Genomic DNA, 15,713 nt, shown 5'->3' with positions numbered 1-15,713 from the left:
TTTTGCGTTCTCCTCAATTCAATAGAGCAACGCAAAATATCACCACTTTTGGTATTCACCTCCTCTGTTTTCAAACTCTTATGTAAACACCAAAGATCGAAGACACTCACCAGCGGGGACTGCGTGGCGAACCACTTCATGAGGTAACTCAAAGTCGCGAGATGAGACGTGAAATAGTTCAGTTCAGAATTGAACGCATCCCAGTTCAGGATGCGGTTACCGTATTGGTAGGGTGAGGATGTGTAACTTCGGGAACCAACTCCTATCAACACGGCCCGTGAAGTCTTTGCGCCGTAGGGCATGAGCTACACCGTCGAGAAAGCGATAGAGTTCAAAATCTGTCACCATCGTGGGCACTACCTTCACCGTCGTCACTACCCTGTAGTCATAGTCTTCCACGACACCCCAACACCTGCCGCATTCATCGCTCTGTTCTCTCAAGAGGCCGTCGAGTAAGTCTATGAGATCAAAGGCTCCAGGTGTTTCAGCGAAAAAATCTGAGCGGGTTATCCTACTATAGAAGATGCGGCTTTCCCCCGGTATAGGGGTGGGGGGTCAAGGGCACCATACAAGGGCGCAGAGGTAGTCACTTTCTGTCATGCCAGCCCGAGACTGATTGACAAACTGTTTCGTAGTTTATTACGTTTCATCGTAACGGACATAGCGATGGAATGTAACGACGTGACCCGGTATGTAGCCTATTACCGAGTATCGACCACCAAACAAGGACAGAGCGGTTTGGGCCTGGAAGCCCAGGAAGCGACCGTGGCCCGGCATATGAAGCCCGGGGACGAATTGATCGCACCGCCATTCATCGAGGTAGAGAGCGGGAAGCGCAACGACCGCCCCGAGTTGGGCAAGGCGCTTGCCCGCTGTCGCGTTATGGGCGGAACCCTCATTGTCGCCAAAGTGGACAGGCTCACTCGGTCTGCATCCTTTCTGGAGACAGTCCTTGCCTCTGGCGTCCCGGTAGTCTTCTGCGACCTTCCAGGCGTGGAAGGAGCTGTTGGGGAGTTCATTCTCAGGCAAATGGCGAACATCGCCCAACTCGAAGCAGGCTTGATTTCGGAACGAACAAAGGCGGCCTTGCGAGCCAAAGTCGAGCGGGATGGACAGTGGGATCGAAATGCCTCCCATCACCTTGTGCCTGGAGCAGGGCGGGAAGCTGCCACCAAGGCCCGACAGGAAAAGGCAAAGGCACGAGCCTCCGACCTTCTTCCTGTTATTCAAGAAATTCGAGAGAGTGGGGTCGCGTCGTTCGGTGGGATTGCCAAGGCTCTGAACGAAAGAGGCATAACCACCGCGAGAGGCGGGAAGTGGCAAGCCGTCCAGGTGCAGAGGGTCCTGGATCAAGCCGTTTGAGCCTGAGTTTCGATTAGGTTCCACCCTAGGGCAGAGAACCGGTCAGATCAGAGACGATCTGGCCGGATTTTCTTTTTGTCTCTGTCCCTCGGGGGACGGACGCGAAATCCATCAACATCATCAAAAGGACGACAATGAAAAGACCCTGCCAAATCAGCGGGTGCTCGGGGACGACGAGCGCCTATGGGCGATACTGCCCGACTCACAAGACCAGACTGCGCCGCCACGGCCATCCCTTGCAACAGGGTGTGACCAAGGGTGACTTGAAGCATTACTTGGCGCTGGTCGATGAAGTCATTGAGCGCAACCGGGACAATTCCACCTGGGACATTGCCAGCCAGCGATGGGGAGCCTTGGTCCACCGCTGCCGGGCGATCGAGGCGGCCTACCTGAACGGCACACCAATGATCAAGTTCGAGGTACAAGCAGCTCGCGAAGTGATCCGGCTTTCCGAGAACGTAAAGGTGCAGGAAGTTATTCGCACAGTATGCGCGATCTATCTTCTGGCCGAGCATCGACCCCGAACCTTCCAGTCCGACAATGCCTTTACCCATCAACTCGTTCGACGTTGCAGGGGGCTGACAGAGGCCAACGCCGGTACTTGGTACGATCACGCAACTGGAAAGATGAAGCGCGTCTATCGAGACCTTCCGCCACGCACAGTCATCACTCTTGGCCAGATGATAGCCGAAATCCTTGGGCCGGTGGGCCTCGTGGTGGCGAGAACGGATCAGAGAAGACGTGAGCACGAAAAGAAACAGCGAGAGAACCTGAAGAACGCTTTGGAGGAACTGCGGTGATCGAGAAGCAAACCATGACCGGCGCCTCAGAAACCCTTGAGCTTCTTTCCAGCAAACTGAAAAACACCAACGAGCCCATGAGCCTGCCCAACCGGCTCGAATTCGGACTGATCGACCTTCACCCGGACCTCTTCCAGCCTCGACACGAGGTCTTGGATGAGCATCACGTACAAGAGTTGGCTCGGACGATTAAGAGGCAGGGTGACCTTGATCCCATCCTCTTGCTACCTGTGGGTCAGCGGGGCGTGGTGATAGATGGACATCATCGGTTGGAGGCTTACAAACTCGCCTGTGTGACCAACACTGTCCCGGTGAACTGGTTCTGTGGGTCAGTGGAAGAGGCCGTCCTGGAAGCTGGGCGGATCAACAGCAAGGTGCGTCTGGTGATGGGCACACAAGAGCGCATGAACTACGCTTGGCGACTTGTGCTCCTCGATAGGTACACCAAGCCTGAAATGATGGAAGCATCCGGCGCTTCGGATGGGCAACTCGGCAAGATGCGCCGTTTGAAGCGCGAACTGGGCGACGCCGCCTATGATTTCACCGTATGGCAAGAAGCCCTGAACCACCATCAGATGAACAGCCGGAAGCCAATGGATGACGATGAGAGGGAGGCATACCTGGAGGCTCTGGCGAACGAATACGCCGACCGCTTGCACAAGGCTTTTGGAACCATACTCGGGCAAAACCCAGAGGTTGCCGCAAGAGCCCTCGCGTTTCACTTGGGGCGACGGCTTGAGGACGTGGTAAAGGAACTACTGCACTACGTCAGCGAGGATGCAATGGAAGAAAACGAGGATTTTTGACAATCACCATGCACCTCCTGGGACCTGCATAATGCAGGCAATCTCAAAACGGGAAGAGGAGGGTTGTTTGGCCCTCCTTCTCCCGGCGACCCAGACACCTATTCTGCGTCAGCTTTGTAAAGAGGATGCTCGTTATAGGTCGTGCGAACAGGTGCACGGTTTTGTATTTGGCTCAAGACGCTCGGTTCATTATCTCAAACGACCAGCGATAGACTGCCGAACTCACTTCGTCTTGCATACCAGAAGCTCAAAGATACGTCTCCAAAGCGTCGCTACTCATCGGATGAACCGGATTGCTCAAGAAGGGCCTCCGCTGCCTGTACGGAGTCCGCGAGCTTCGCGTTGAGCAACATACCATTTTGGCCGTAGTGGATCTCCCGATGGCAGTTGGGGCATACGGCTCCCACGTAGCTCGGGTGATCAGGGCCACCGTCGCTCAGCCGCCGGATGTGATGCGGTTCAAGGTAAGGGGCACCCTTCTGCGTCTTGAACGGAGCTGGACGACCACAAGACTCGCAGACTCCCTTTGCTCGGGAGAGAACATAGGCTTTGACGATGGCGCTACGGGTGTAGCAACTACGCTTAGCATCTGATGGCTTGCCGGCGCCGCCACCCGTAGCGGCATCGGTGGCCCTTCGACGCAGTTCCAGCAAGTCAGTTGGCAACTCTTCCAGATCAGCCTCACCCTCGCCAATGCGCTCGAGAGGAACCAGGTTGAATACTATCGCCTGTCGGGGCGCATTACGACGGTCAGGGGCTTCAACCCACTCATGACCGGCAGCCACGAATTGACCCATACAACGGACCTGTCCGCCCCCAAGCGTCTCAAAAAGGAGCAGGTCCTTGCCATCTGGAACGTGGTCGCGGATTGCTTTGTTCCCTCCCTTCCAGCGCATGTTGCCTTCTTGCCCTTCACCAAAATAGCGAAAGACTCCGTGATCCGTCCAACCGTCGGCATAGCCATGCTGAGCACCGCTGCTGCCTGTGAAGGCGAAAATCACAGGATGTTTCGCTGGCGTTGCAATCCCACCCTGCTGCTGACCGCGAAACAACGCATGTATGTCCGCTCGTCTATTATAGGTCTCACCTACTTTGAAATCTCCGAACATCTCCCTCCCTCGTTTACCTTTGACGACCAGGCAACAACTCTACCCAAGGACAAACCGCAGCGAAAGGCCGGGTATTGGAGATATAATATGAACAGGTTGTGACCGCCCGCCGCCGCGACTTCCAGCACCCGCTTGGCGGTTTCCTGCCCCTTGATATCGGCGAGGTCCGGCGGGTCCTGCATCGGCGGGGCCAGTTTCGGTTCCGGCACCGGCATGACCTGGCTGCCGTTCAGATGGTTGATTAGGGCAATCAGGTCCGGCGCGGCGGCGATGTCCATCTCACCCGCCCAGGCGGCCTCGCCGCCCTGGCTGGCCGGGCAGATCAATGCCTTGTCCATGCCGACCGCCGCCATGGCCGCGGGCAGTACCCCGGCGACCGGCGCGATGCGGCCGTCCAGACCCAGTTCCCCCAGCGCCAGATGACCGTCCAGCGCGTCGCTGGGAATCGCCTCCATCGCCAGCAGCAGGCCCAGCGCGATGGGCAGGTCGTAGTGACTGCCCTCCTTCAGGACATCGGCCGGCGACAGGTTGACCGTGATCCGCTTCGGCGGCTGGGCCAGACCGATGGCCGCCAGCGCACCACGCACCCGTTCCCGGCTTTCGGCCACGGCCTTGTCGGGCAGCCCGACCACGTTGAAGGCCGGTAGGCCCGAGGTCAGCTGGACCTGGACGTCGATCGGCATCGTTTCGACGCCCTGGAAGGCAACGGTTGTGACATGTGCGACCATAGGTCGGTTATGCCCCAAGCCCGACACGCTGTCAGTGCAAAATCACCGTCCTTCAGATTGTCTTAAATTTTTCGTGCGATTCTGCACGGATCAATCCAGCTCCTTGCCACCGGCGCCGGTCCGGCGCATCGTGCGGCTCAGGGGCGTATTGAAACGGGTGATGCGTGGATTCGCTTGAACAGAAGAGATTGCAGGCGCTGCGGGACCTGAATGTCCTGGATACCGGCCCTTCGCCGGAGCTTGACCGGATCACCGGCCTGGCGTCGCGTATTTTCGGCGCCCCCATCGCGCTGGTGTCCCTGGTCGATGAGAACCGGCAATGGTTCAAGTCCCGCTGCGGTCTGGACGCCACGGAGACGCCAAGGGAATGGGCTTTCTGCGATCATGCGATCCGCAGCGCCGACGTGATGGAGGTTCTGGACGCCCGGGCAGACCCGCGCTTCCGGGAGAACCCGCTTGTCACCGGACCGCCCGACATCCGCTACTATTGCGGCGCGCCGCTGATCACACAGGACGGGGACCGGCTCGGCACCCTGTGCATCATCGACGACAAACCGCGTGGGGAAGCCATGTCGCAGGGCAAGCGCCTGTTGCTGTCGGAACTGGCCGGCCAGGCGATCCGCGAGATCGAGCGGCTGAACGCGGCCGAGCCGGCTGTCGCAGCCGCGGTCGGGACCTAGAGCAATCAGCGTTCGCGCGCCCCACAAGAATTTTGCGTCCGTTTTGCAGCATCTTCGTCTTACCGGGTGACACTTCCCGCGAAATGGAGACGCGACATGAGACTGCAACTGGCCCTGAATGTTTCGGACATCGATGCGGCGGTGGCGTATTACAGCCGCCTGTTCGGGACGGAACCGCACAAGAGACGACCCGGCTATGCCAATTTCGCGATCGACGATCCGGCACTGAAGCTGGTTCTGTTCGAAGCGGCGGATGCGCCGGAACACCTCAACCATATCGGCGTCGAAGTCCTGGATCCGGCGGACATGCCCGTGGTTCGGGAGCGGCTGTCCGGAAACGGCATCCTGAACCGCGTGGTCGATCAGTCGACCTGTTGTCACGCGACCCAGGACAAGCTGTGGTCCGACGGGCCGGACGGGCTGAACTGGGAATGGTATATTATCACCGACGATCAGCCGATGGCCCGGCCCAATGACAAAACCTGCTGTGCCTGAGGCCCGGCAGATGGACGACCGGGCGCCAATCGGCCGGCAAGCGGGATGAGGAATCCGTGACCGAGACCGCACATGCCCGTCGCGGCGAACGCGAAGAACCGGACTGGTCGGAATTCAGGACCCGGCTGGCGCAGTTTGTCCGCCGCCATGTCGGCCCGGCCGAGGTGGAGGAAGTGACGGGCGACGTTCTGCTTCGGCTGGTCCGGCATCAGGACGCCCTGACCGGGGCGCGAAACCCGGTCGCCTATATGCATGGCGTCGCCCGCAACGCGATCACGGACCTGTACCGCCGCCGCGCCGCCGAACGCCGGGCCACCGAAGGCGCGGCGCTTCTGGAACTCGCCTCCGACGCACCCGTCAATGTCGAAATGGCGCCGTCGGAAGCGCTGGCGACCTGCCTTGTCCCGCTGATCCGCGGCCTGCCGGAACGCTACGCCGAAGCCCTCATGCTGACGGAGATCGAGGGGATGAGCCGGGACGCGGCGGCGGCGCGGCTCGGCCTCTCTCAATCCGGGATCAAGTCCCGTGTGCAGCGCGGCCGCAGGCTGCTCAAACACGCCCTGTTGCGCTGCTGCAAGGTCGAAACCAATGCCCGCGGCGACATCCTCGACTATCGACCGGTCGACGCCCGGCAATGCGGTTGCAGCCAGTCCTGAAACGCGCCCCTTCCGCCCACGGCAACCGTCTTCGGTGGGATCGCAACCCATGCCTGAATTTGAAACCGTTCTGATCTTTTCATATAGTTTCGGGAACAGACGGGAGGCGAAACCATGCGAACTGGCGCTGGACGGAAGTTGGGGCTCGGCATGGTCGCAATTCTGCTGTCCCTGACGGTCGCGGCCGGGGCCCATGCCGATCGCCGGATGGCGCTTGTGATTGGCAATTCCGACTATGCCATCGGCCCCCTCAAGAATCCGGTGAACGATGCCGCCTTGATGGTCGCTGTCCTGGAGGAAGCCGGGTTCGAGGTCACCCATGCGGAGAATCTGGCATATCGCGATCTGCAGCGCACCGTGGTCGCTTTTGGTCTGGCCCTCCGCAGCGCAGGTCCGGATGCGGTCGGCATGGTCTATTACGCCGGCCATGCCGTTCAGTCGGACGGCGTGAACTACCTTATTCCTGTCGACGCGGATATTCAGGATGAGCTGGATCTGCAAATCTCGACCCTGGCCGTCCCGACGATGATGTCCGCCCTCGATAAGGCTGGAAACCGATTGAACCTGGTCGTCCTGGACGCCTGCCGGAACAATCCGTTCGCGGCCCTCGATCGGTCGGCCAGCCGCGGCCTGGCCAAGATCGAGGCGGCGTCGGGCACGCTGCTGGCCTATTCGACAGCGCCCGGTGCCGTAGCCGCCGACGGGACGGGACGCAATTCACCTTATACCGCCGCCCTGGCACGGGCCATGCGCACGCCGGGCCTGCCGGTGGAACAGGTCTTCAAGCGCGTCCGCATCGAAGTGATGGAAAAGACCGGCGAACGCCAGGTGCCCTGGGAAAGCTCGTCCCTTACCGGTGACTTCGTCTTCATCGATGCGCTGCCGGAAACCGTGGTCGACACCACGCCGCCGCCCCCCGACAACACCGCTGAAATCCAACTCTGGACATCGATTGCGGTGGCGGAGGACCCGGACGTCTTCCGCGGCTATCTGGAGGCTTACCCGAACGGCCTGTTCAGCAACATCGCGCGGCAGCGGATTGCCACATTGGAGGCTCAACGGCAGCAGTCTGCCGCGCTCAGCGCACGGCGGGAACGCGAAGCCGAAGCCAGAACCGCCTGGGCGGCGGTAAAGGACAGTGACGACGCGGCGCTGCTGCGTTCCATTGCCGAGCGGTTCGGCGACACCGTTTATGGCGAACTCGCCCAGGTCAAGCTAGAGGCACTCGAAAAGCCGCCGGCGGCGGCGCCCGTCCCATCGTCCGTCCCACAGGTGGCGGCGTTAACGCCGCAGGCGACGTCGCCGCAAACCACCCTGCCGGCTCCCCCCGGCAATCCGGTCGACGGCACCTATCTGGTCCGCACGGAACTGCGTACGCGACAGGCATCATCCGCCAACCACATCTGCAAACAATCGTCATTGGAGGGCCGGATCGTGATCACCGACGGCCGGATCGACGCCGATATCAACGAATCCGGGGCGAACGACCACTTCTCCCTCGACGGAAAGGTGGCGGCGGACGGAACCGGCACGATCACAGTGGCCTTTCGGGACTGGTTCGGGATCAACCGCACGAAGAACCGGGTAAAGCGGCAGCAGGACGGATCATTTGCCCTGGATTTCTACGTCAGCGGCAGCAATTGCAGCGGCCGCATCTATCTGACGCGCGCGGACTAGGGCGCGGCGGCGCTCAAGGTACCGTCACCCGCCGCAGGGTCAGGTTGATCCGGCCCGGCGCGTCCAGCAGGGTCGATGTGCCTGGCAGGATCCTGTCCACGCCGTGGCGTGACTCCCGGGCCGGGCCCGTCAGCAGGGCGACATCACCGGAAGACAGCCGCACCGACCCAGTCTTCGCCCCCTTTCGGGCCGGGCCGAGACGGAAGATTGCCGTGTCACCCAGGGAAACCGACAGGACCGGCGCATCGCGCGCCGCCTCGTCGCTGTCCCGGTGCAGTCCCATCCGGGCACCCGGCGCATACCAGTTGATCAGGCAGGCTTCCGGCGGCGCGCGATAACCGGAAAGTTCCGCCCAGGCCTCCAGCAACGGTTCGGGGATCGACGGCCAGGGCCGGTCCGTCACCGGATGATGCGCCTGATAGCGATAGCCGCCCGTCCGGTCGGAGACCCAGCCGAGGGCGCCGGCATTGCTCATCCTCACGCTGAATGCCTTGCCGGATCGCGGCATGACGGGCGTATAGAGCGGTGCCTCGATCAGGCAGCGGCGAACGGCCGCGACCAGATCTTCCTGGGCGGTGCGGTCGAAAAACCCCGCATGCAGTTTGAACCCGTCGATCATCGTGCCTAATATTTAAAGACTGAACCCGAATGCCGGTATGAGGCGCCCTTTGCGTCGAATGATCGGGAACCCGAGCAAACGACGACGGATATGCTGAACAAGATAGTCGATTTCTTCAAATCCGAGGCCCAGAGTCACAAAAGCGGCCAACATGACGAACGCGAGCTTCACATCGCGGCGGCGGCCATGCTGATCGAGGCCGCAATGACGGACGGCCAGGTGGATTCGGTCGAACGTGAGCGCATCGGCGTGCTGATCGAGCGTCATTTCGGTGTCTCGCGCACCGATGTCGAGCAAATTCTGGTCGAGAGCGAGGCCAAGGCCGAAGCCGCGGTGGACATCTATTCCTTCCTGCGTGTCGTCAACGAGCATTTCGACCATGACGAACGCATCGCGCTGGTTGAGATGTTGTGGGACGTGGTCTACGCGGACGGCGAACTGCATGACCACGAGGCCAATCTGATCCGGCGCGTGTCCAGCATGCTGGGCCTGACCGATATCGAAAGCGGCGAAGCCCGGAAGCGGGTCCTGGCACGGCGGGAGAATGGCGTGGAGGATTCCGATGCCCTTCACCCGGTCGGCAATTCCGGCTGACACGGTGATGGCCGGAAGGGATCAGGCATGAGCGATATGTCGAAATCACCCTTCGAGCGACGCGCCTTCGGCAGCGGGTCCATCCTGTTCAAGGAAGGGCAGGAAGGGAACGAGGCCTACCTGATTGAAAGCGGTCGGGTGGAAATCGCCAAGCGCGGCCGCACCGACCGGCGGGTTCCGCTCGGCGTGCTGGGGCGAGGCGAGTTGGTCGGCGAAATGGCATTGATTTCGGGCCAGGCGCGCATCGCCTCGGCCGTGGCCCTGAGCGACGTCACCGTGATCGTCATCCCGCGCAGCGATTTCGAATCCCGGATCACCGCCATGGACCCGGTCATGTCCCGGGTTCTCCAGACCCTGACCCGGAAACTGCGCGACATGTCAGAGCAACATGTCGACGAAGTGGTCAAAATCCGTTGATCGTGCTGGAAAGCCTTTGACCGCACGGGCAAACTCGCAACCCTGACACGACAAACAATCGGGGGAGTGAGCGTCATGGTGCAGGCGGCAGGGACGGTCGGTGATCTGATCGACAGGGCAACAGGCAGGAATCCGGAGGCGCCGGCAATCGGCGCACCGGAGCGGGACGATCTGTCTTTCGGGGCCCTGCAGGATCAGCTCACACGCTGCGGCGCGGCACTGGCCGGGGCCGGGATCGGACCGGGGGACCGTGTCGCCATCGTGCTGCCCAACGGGCCTGCCATGGCGAGTTGCTTTCTGGCCGTCGCGACCCATGCCTGCGCCGCCCCGCTAAACCCCGCCTATCGCGAGGACGAATTCGATTTCTACATCTCCGACCTGGGCGCAAAGGCGCTGATCGTCGCCGAAGGGTCGGATACGCCCGCCATCGCCGTCGCCGAACGCCACGGCGCCAGGATCCTGACCCTGGCCGAACCACCCGCCGGGCCCGCCGGCGCCTTTACCCTGAATACCGGCGCACCGGAGGGCACTGCACGCCGCGCCGCGCCGGGTGATACGGCGCTGGTCCTGCATACGTCCGGCACGACATCCCGACCGAAGATCGTGCCGTTGAGCGGCGCCAATATCTGCGCTTCCGCCGCGCATATCGGCGCCACACTGGCCCTGAAACCGGCGGATCGATGCCTCAACATCATGCCGCTGTTTCATATTCACGGGCTGATTGCAGCGGTTCTGAGCTCCGTCGCGGCGGGCGGGTCGGTACATTGCGCGCCCGGGTTCAACGCGTTGAAGGTCTTTCAGTGGCTGGAACAGGTGAATCCGACCTGGTACACGGCGGTCCCGACCATGCATCAGGCAATCCTGGGCCGCGCGGCCCGCAATCCCGATATCGTTTCGAAACTGCAACTACGTCTGATCCGGTCCTCCAGCTCGTCGCTGCCGCCACAGGTGATGACGGATCTGGAAGCGACCTTCGGCTGTCCGGTGATTGAAAGCTACGGCATGACGGAGGCCGCCCATCAGATGGCGTCCAGCCCGCTGCCGCCCGGCGCGCGCAAGCCGGGCTGTGTCGGCCTGCCGGCGGGGCCGGAGGTCCGCATCATGGATCCGGATGGCGGTTTCGTCGCGCAGGGCGGCGAAGGCGAGATCGTGATCCGCGGGCCGAACGTCACCGCCGGATACGAAAACAATCCCAAGGCCAACGCGGAAAGCTTCCCGCCCGATCCGGATGGTCAGGGCGGGGTCTGGTTTCGCACCGGCGATCAGGGCCGGCTGGACGAGGACGGTTATCTCTGGATCACCGGGCGCCTGAAGGAGATCATCAACCGTGGCGGTGAAAAGATCGCCCCGCGCGAGGTCGACGAGGTGCTGATGGACCACCCTGCCGTTGCCCAGGCCGTCACCTTCGCCATGCCCCATGACAAGCTGGGTGAGGAAGTAGCCTGCGCCATCGTCCTGAAGGAAGGAGCGGCGGCGGCGGATCAGGAGCTGAAGGATTTCGCGGCGCAGCGGCTGGCGGATTTCAAGGTCCCGCGCCGCATCCTGATCGTCGAAGAGATTCCGAAAGGCGCGACCGGCAAGCTGCAACGCATCGGCCTGGCCGAGAAGCTGGGACTGGTCTAGCCCTTTCATGCTGCGCCGCCTTCGCCTGATCACCGGACTGACGCTGTTCGTCTATATCGCGACCCATACCTTTCCGCTGATCCTGGGCAATCACTCGCTGGCGGTGATGGAGGCGATCCGCCCCTACTGGCACGCCCCGTGGGAAACCTGGCTGGGCCAGCTGACGCTCTATGGCGCCCTTCTGACCCATATGTCCCTGGGTCTCTACGCCATCTACCGGCGCCGGCGCTGGAGCGGTATTCCCCGGGGCGAGGCCATCCAGCTGCTGTTCGGCCTGTCTGTGCCGGCCCTGCTGGCGCTTCATCTGGTCAGCACGCGGATCGCCGCCCTGCAGTACGGGATCGAGCCGTCCTATCCCTGGATCATGGCGATCTATCTGAAATACGACCCTGTTGCCGGCTGGCGGCAGGCGACGGTGTTTCTGGTCGCCTGGACCCATGGCTGCATGGGGCTCTACTACTGGCTGCGCCTGAAGCCGAGCTGGCCGAACGTCCGGTTCGGCCTCTACACCGCATCCCTGTTGTGGCCCGCGCTGGCCATGACCGGATTCTACAAGGCGGGCAGCGAGGCGGCGGAACTGACCATCGATCCGGGCTGGGTCGACATGGTGCTGCGCTATGTCGGCAATCTGGACCGCGCGGCCCAGGCCGATCTGTATCGGATCGAGGACTGGATCCTGATCGGGCTGGGGACCCTGCTGCTGGGCGCGCTGGCGGCAAGATGGCTGCGTCAACAGCATGAGAAGCGGCGCGGCATGGTGACCCTGCGCTATGAGGATGGGCGCGAATATCGCTTCAATCAGGGCCTGACGATCCTGGAGGCCAGCCGGGAATGCCGCTATCCCCATGCCAGCGTATGCGGTGGGCGCGGCCGATGTTCGACCTGCCGGGTGCGAGTGCGCCACGGCATGGACCTGCTGCCCCCGGCCAGCGACGCCGAAAGGCGCGTCCTGCGCCGGGTGCGTGCGGCGGACGATGTGCGTCTGGCCTGTCAGGCGATCCCCGCACCGGGGCGACTTGAGGTCACGCCGCTGCTGCCGCCGAACGCCACCGCGAAACAGGGCCACCCCCGGTCCGCCATGCTGGAAGGCAAGGAAGCGACCATCGCGGTCATGTTCTGCGACCTGCGCGGGTTCACACGGCTCAGTGAGGATCGTCTGCCCTATGACACGGTGTTTCTGCTGAACCGGTATTTCGATGCGATGGGCCGGGCAATCGAGGAAAGCGGCGGGCATCTCGACAAGTTCATCGGCGACGGCATCATGGCGCTGTTCGGCATCGAACAGGGGGAGGAAACCGGTTGCCGCAACGCCCTCACCGCCGCGCGGCGCATGGCGGAGCGACTCAAATCCCTGAATGACGGCCTGTCCCAGGATCTCGACGAACCCCTGCGCATCGGCATCGGCATACATGTCGGAACCGTGATCGTCGGCGAAATGGGCTACGGCCGGGCGACCCAGCTGACCGCCATCGGCGACGCGGTCAACACGGCCAGCCGACTGGAAGCCACGACAAAGGAGTTTTCGGCCCAGCTGGTGGCATCGCGGGCGGTCTTTCGGGCCGCCGGGGTTGCGTATCGCGACCGCGACTGGGGGGAGCACGAAATCCAGATCCGTGGTCGTGCACGGCCGATCCATGTCGTTGCGGTCACCGATGCGACGACCCTGGATGGCGAAGCGGCAGAGGCCTGATCGGCGCAGGCGCGGATCGCCTGCTACTGAGCGCCGGCGTCCAGCAAAGTCTGCTCCATGCCCGGGGTTCGGCTGTCGCGGGCCCAGTCCAACGCGCTGCGCCCGGTATAGTCCCGGACGTTCAGGTCCGCCTCTTCCCTGATATAGAGCTCCACCAGATCGCGGAATCCCGCCCGGGCCGCAACCATTGTCGGCGTCAAACCGCGCCGGTTGCGAACATTCACATCCGCTCCGTTCTCGATCAGGAATTTGGCCATGTCATAATCGCCGTCTTCCGTCGTCCAGAGCAGCGCGCTGTTGCCGATCTCGTCCTGAGCATTGATCGGCACGTCGACGGTCAGCAGATATTCGACCATGGCGTAATCGCCGTTCCGGGCGGCAATGGCGATGCCGTTCATCCCGGCAGAATCCGACGAGGACGGGTTTTCGCCCTGGATGACAAGAGTTTTGACCCGCGTCAGATCGCCGGACCGCACAGCCCGAACCATCTCCGATTCGACGCCGATCACCGTCTGGGCAACCACCTCCGGCGCCCGGACCAGTCCGAACGCCGCGACGACGAATGCCACAACAACAGCCAGACAGGATAAGCGCAACATTCGTCAGTCTCCCTCGATCGGCGCGGTCTCTTCCAACCAACGCAGCACCGCCTCAATTTCCGTCGCAAAGGCCAGGGCCGGCCGAACGGGACGGCGCAGCATGGCAACCGGTATTCCCAGCGCCCGCGCCGCGTCCAGCTTGGCCCGCGTCGATACGCCGCCGGCATTGCGGGACACAAGCACATCGATCCCGCGCTGCGACAGTAAGGTGCGCTCCCCCGCCAAGTCAAACGGTCCCCGGTCCAGAATGACCTCAACCTCCGGGTGATCCGGCAGGTGGGACGGCGGGTCGATCGCGCGGATCGTCAACCGCATGCCGCGCGCCGCCGAAAAGGCTGCGAGGTCCGCGCCGCCGAGGGTCACCAGTGCATGGCGGCCCAGGCCCGGCAGGGCAGACGCCAAGCCTTCCAGATCGTCGAATTCGATCCATCGGTCACCCGGTTCGGCCGTCCATCCCGGCCGGTCGAAGCGCAGGATCGGCACGCCGGTCTCGGCCGCCGCCCCGGCGGCGTTGGCGGCCATGCGGGCGGCATAGGGATGCGTCGCGTCGATCAGGGCGGAAACATGTTCGGACCGCAGATAATGCGCCAACCCCGCCATGCCGCCGAAACCGCCGATGCGCACCTCCCCCGCCAGCCGTCCAGGCATTGCCGTGCGGCCGGCCAGAGAGGTCACGACCGGCCGAACCGCGGCCAACCGATCGGCAAGCCGCCGCGCCTCCGCCGTGCCGCCAAGGATCAGGACCGGACCGGTCATGAGTCCGGCCCGCCGGTTTCCGCCAGAATCTCTCCGGTGCGGCCGACCACCATGACCGCGATCCCCGTCGCGCCGGCCGATGCCAGCGCCGTGTCACGTGCCTGCCGGGCAATGGTCTCCGCAAGCGGTATTCCGGCCTCCCGGCAGAGGCCCAGGGCCTCCGCCCCGGTATTGGCCCCGGCGATCGCAGCCTGGAGACGCGGACCCGCGCCGATCGTCCCGGCGGTCAGTGCCAGTTTCGACAGATCCAGGGTGCTGCGCGACGAATGCAGGTCCATATGCCCCTGGGCCAGTTTCGCCAGCTTGGCGAAGCCGCCGGCAATGGTGACCGTCGGCAACGGATTCCGGCGCAGGTATTTCAGCATTCCGCCGGCGAAATCGCCCATATCGATCATGGCCTCCAGCGGCAGGCCATAGCGGGCGCGCACCGCGGCCTCCGACGTCTTGCCGGTCGCCGCGGCGACATGGGTCAGACCGGTGGCACGGGCGACATCGATGCCGCGATGTATCGAATGAATCCAGGCGGCGCAGGAATAGGGAATGACCACCCCGGTGGTACCGAGGACCGACAGGCCGCCGACAATGCCCAGCCGCGGATTCCAGGTTTTTTCGGCAAGCGCCGCCCCGTCGTCGATGGAGATCTCCACTTCCAGATCCAGCGCCCCCCCGGCAACGTCGGCCAGATTGTCGGCGATGATCTCGCGCGGTTTCGGATTGATTGCCGGTTCACCCGGCGGCACCGGCAGTCCGGGTTTCGTCACCGTCCCGACACCCTCGCCGGCCCGAAATACAAGGCCGCTTCCGGGCGCAGCAGGCCGGATAGTGGCGCGGATGGTCGCGCCGTGGGTTATGTCCGGATCGTCGCCCGCATCCTTGACCACCGCCGCCCGTGCCCAGCCGTCGCCCAGGGATTTTTCGACCAGATCGAAACACGGCGTCTGGCCTTTCGGCAGGCGAATGGTCACGGATTCCGCGAAAGTACCGGACCGCAATGCGGCCAGCGCCGCCCGCGCGGCGGCGGCGGCGCAGGCGCCCGTGGTCCATCCGGACCGCAGGCGGGTATCCCCGGGCTTGCGTGACATGACCGCAGGACCTTATTAGG

General features: G+C 63.0%; 17 protein-coding genes. 11 read left to right on the top strand and 6 right to left on the bottom strand.

The window, feature by feature from the left end; translation table 11 throughout:
* Positions 1-666 precede the first annotated feature (666 nt).
* The 3 genes from R8L07_08410 (at position 667) to R8L07_08400 (ending at position 2,968) form a co-directional block, all read left to right on the top strand.
* Entirely contained in the window at positions 667-1,362 is a 696-nt protein-coding gene (locus tag R8L07_08410; protein MDW3205556.1) for a recombinase family protein, read from the top strand.
* Between the two features lie 275 nt (positions 1,363-1,637).
* Entirely contained in the window at positions 1,638-2,162 is a 525-nt protein-coding gene (locus R8L07_08405) for a hypothetical protein (GenBank protein ID MDW3205555.1), read from the top strand.
* A complete protein-coding gene (locus tag R8L07_08400; GenBank protein ID MDW3205554.1) occupies positions 2,159-2,968 on the top strand; it encodes a ParB N-terminal domain-containing protein in 810 nt (269 codons plus the stop codon). The genes R8L07_08405 and R8L07_08400 overlap by 4 nt, the downstream gene beginning before the upstream one ends.
* 272 nt (positions 2,969-3,240) lie before the next feature.
* Here the strand turns inward: R8L07_08400 and R8L07_08395 are convergent, their stop codons facing one another.
* Together R8L07_08395 and R8L07_08390 are read right to left on the bottom strand one after the other, a co-directional pair.
* Positions 3,241-4,077 (bottom strand): HNH endonuclease signature motif containing protein, encoded by an 837-nt coding sequence (locus R8L07_08395; GenBank protein ID MDW3205553.1) that lies wholly within the window; start codon positions 4,075-4,077, stop codon positions 3,241-3,243.
* Positions 4,056-4,805 (bottom strand): magnesium chelatase domain-containing protein, encoded by a 750-nt coding sequence (locus R8L07_08390; protein MDW3205552.1) that lies wholly within the window; start codon positions 4,803-4,805, stop codon positions 4,056-4,058. Before R8L07_08390 ends, R8L07_08395 begins: the two co-directional genes overlap by 22 nt.
* A 164-nt stretch (positions 4,806-4,969) precedes the next feature.
* Between R8L07_08390 and R8L07_08385 the strand changes: the two genes are divergently transcribed.
* The 4 genes from R8L07_08385 to R8L07_08370 all read left to right on the top strand — a co-directional run bounded on the left by R8L07_08385 (position 4,970) and on the right by R8L07_08370 (position 8,313).
* Complete coding sequence (locus R8L07_08385; GenBank protein ID MDW3205551.1) at positions 4,970-5,485, top strand: GAF domain-containing protein; 516 nt, start codon at positions 4,970-4,972, stop codon at positions 5,483-5,485.
* A gap of 96 nt (positions 5,486-5,581) precedes the next feature.
* Positions 5,582-5,980: an ArsI/CadI family heavy metal resistance metalloenzyme gene (locus R8L07_08380; GenBank protein MDW3205550.1), complete on the top strand. Its 399-nt coding sequence runs from the start codon at positions 5,582-5,584 to the stop codon at positions 5,978-5,980.
* A 56-nt stretch (positions 5,981-6,036) separates the two neighbouring features.
* Complete coding sequence (locus tag R8L07_08375) at positions 6,037-6,636, top strand: sigma-70 family RNA polymerase sigma factor (GenBank protein MDW3205549.1); 600 nt, start codon at positions 6,037-6,039, stop codon at positions 6,634-6,636.
* Positions 6,637-6,750: 114 nt separating this feature from the next.
* Positions 6,751-8,313, top strand: coding sequence for a caspase family protein (locus R8L07_08370; GenBank protein MDW3205548.1), 1,563 nt, complete (start codon positions 6,751-6,753; stop codon positions 8,311-8,313).
* Between the two features lie 13 nt (positions 8,314-8,326).
* On the opposite strand, the gene R8L07_08365 is transcribed toward R8L07_08370, so the two are convergent.
* Positions 8,327-8,932, bottom strand: a complete 606-nt coding sequence (locus R8L07_08365; GenBank protein ID MDW3205547.1) for an alpha-ketoglutarate-dependent dioxygenase AlkB — start codon at positions 8,930-8,932, stop codon at positions 8,327-8,329.
* 90 nt (positions 8,933-9,022) lie between these two features.
* Between R8L07_08365 and R8L07_08360 the strand changes: the two genes are divergently transcribed.
* The 4 genes from R8L07_08360 to R8L07_08345 all read left to right on the top strand — a co-directional run bounded on the left by R8L07_08360 (position 9,023) and on the right by R8L07_08345 (position 13,256).
* Positions 9,023-9,526, top strand: a complete 504-nt coding sequence (locus tag R8L07_08360) for a TerB family tellurite resistance protein (GenBank protein MDW3205546.1) — start codon at positions 9,023-9,025, stop codon at positions 9,524-9,526.
* Between the two features lie 27 nt (positions 9,527-9,553).
* Positions 9,554-9,943 carry a cyclic nucleotide-binding domain-containing protein gene (locus R8L07_08355; protein ID MDW3205545.1) on the top strand — a complete coding sequence of 130 codons (390 nt, stop codon included), beginning with the start codon at positions 9,554-9,556 and terminating at the stop codon, positions 9,941-9,943.
* Between the two features lie 75 nt (positions 9,944-10,018).
* Positions 10,019-11,566 (top strand): acyl--CoA ligase, encoded by a 1,548-nt coding sequence (locus R8L07_08350; GenBank protein ID MDW3205544.1) that lies wholly within the window; start codon positions 10,019-10,021, stop codon positions 11,564-11,566.
* A 7-nt stretch (positions 11,567-11,573) separates the two neighbouring features.
* Entirely contained in the window at positions 11,574-13,256 is a 1,683-nt protein-coding gene (locus tag R8L07_08345; GenBank protein ID MDW3205543.1) for an adenylate/guanylate cyclase domain-containing protein, read from the top strand.
* A gap of 23 nt (positions 13,257-13,279) precedes the next feature.
* Here the strand turns inward: R8L07_08345 and R8L07_08340 are convergent, their stop codons facing one another.
* Genes R8L07_08340 through R8L07_08330 form a run of 3 tightly spaced genes read right to left on the bottom strand, consistent with a single transcriptional unit; the run spans position 13,280 to position 15,693 of the window.
* Complete coding sequence (locus R8L07_08340; protein MDW3205542.1) at positions 13,280-13,855, bottom strand: ankyrin repeat domain-containing protein; 576 nt, start codon at positions 13,853-13,855, stop codon at positions 13,280-13,282.
* A 3-nt stretch (positions 13,856-13,858) separates the two neighbouring features.
* On the bottom strand, positions 13,859-14,611 hold the full coding sequence (locus tag R8L07_08335) for a cobalt-precorrin-6A reductase (GenBank protein ID MDW3205541.1): 753 nt from the start codon (positions 14,609-14,611) through the stop codon (positions 13,859-13,861).
* Positions 14,608-15,693 carry a cobalt-precorrin-5B (C(1))-methyltransferase gene (locus R8L07_08330; GenBank protein ID MDW3205540.1) on the bottom strand — a complete coding sequence of 362 codons (1,086 nt, stop codon included), beginning with the start codon at positions 15,691-15,693 and terminating at the stop codon, positions 14,608-14,610. The genes R8L07_08335 and R8L07_08330 overlap by 4 nt, the downstream gene beginning before the upstream one ends.
* Positions 15,694-15,713 lie beyond the last annotated feature (20 nt).

It is taken from the genome of Alphaproteobacteria bacterium (assembly GCA_033344895.1).
Lineage (GTDB): Bacteria > Pseudomonadota > Alphaproteobacteria > UBA8366 > Aestuariispiraceae > Pacificispira.
Note: the sequence above shows the minus strand (reverse complement) of the source record. Positions and strands in the feature narration are given on the sequence as shown.

Excerpts from the sequence above, each read along its gene's own strand:
- R8L07_08410 (MDW3205556.1), top strand. The coding sequence starts at position 667 with ATGGAATGTAACGACGTGACCCGGTATGTAGCCTATTACCGAGTATCG.
- R8L07_08395 (MDW3205553.1), bottom strand. The coding sequence starts at position 4,077 with ATGTTCGGAGATTTCAAAGTAGGTGAGACCTATAATAGACGAGCGGAC.
- R8L07_08390 (MDW3205552.1), bottom strand. The coding sequence starts at position 4,805 with ATGGTCGCACATGTCACAACCGTTGCCTTCCAGGGCGTCGAAACGATG.
- R8L07_08380 (MDW3205550.1), top strand. The coding sequence starts at position 5,582 with ATGAGACTGCAACTGGCCCTGAATGTTTCGGACATCGATGCGGCGGTG.
- R8L07_08370 (MDW3205548.1), top strand. The coding sequence starts at position 6,751 with ATGCGAACTGGCGCTGGACGGAAGTTGGGGCTCGGCATGGTCGCAATT.
- R8L07_08365 (MDW3205547.1), bottom strand. The coding sequence starts at position 8,932 with ATGATCGACGGGTTCAAACTGCATGCGGGGTTTTTCGACCGCACCGCC.
- R8L07_08360 (MDW3205546.1), top strand. The coding sequence starts at position 9,023 with ATGCTGAACAAGATAGTCGATTTCTTCAAATCCGAGGCCCAGAGTCAC.
- R8L07_08355 (MDW3205545.1), top strand. The coding sequence starts at position 9,554 with ATGAGCGATATGTCGAAATCACCCTTCGAGCGACGCGCCTTCGGCAGC.
- R8L07_08350 (MDW3205544.1), top strand. The coding sequence starts at position 10,019 with ATGGTGCAGGCGGCAGGGACGGTCGGTGATCTGATCGACAGGGCAACA.
- R8L07_08345 (MDW3205543.1), top strand. The coding sequence starts at position 11,574 with ATGCTGCGCCGCCTTCGCCTGATCACCGGACTGACGCTGTTCGTCTAT.
- R8L07_08340 (MDW3205542.1), bottom strand. The coding sequence starts at position 13,855 with ATGTTGCGCTTATCCTGTCTGGCTGTTGTTGTGGCATTCGTCGTCGCG.
- R8L07_08335 (MDW3205541.1), bottom strand. The coding sequence starts at position 14,611 with ATGACCGGTCCGGTCCTGATCCTTGGCGGCACGGCGGAGGCGCGGCGG.
- R8L07_08330 (MDW3205540.1), bottom strand. The coding sequence starts at position 15,693 with ATGTCACGCAAGCCCGGGGATACCCGCCTGCGGTCCGGATGGACCACG.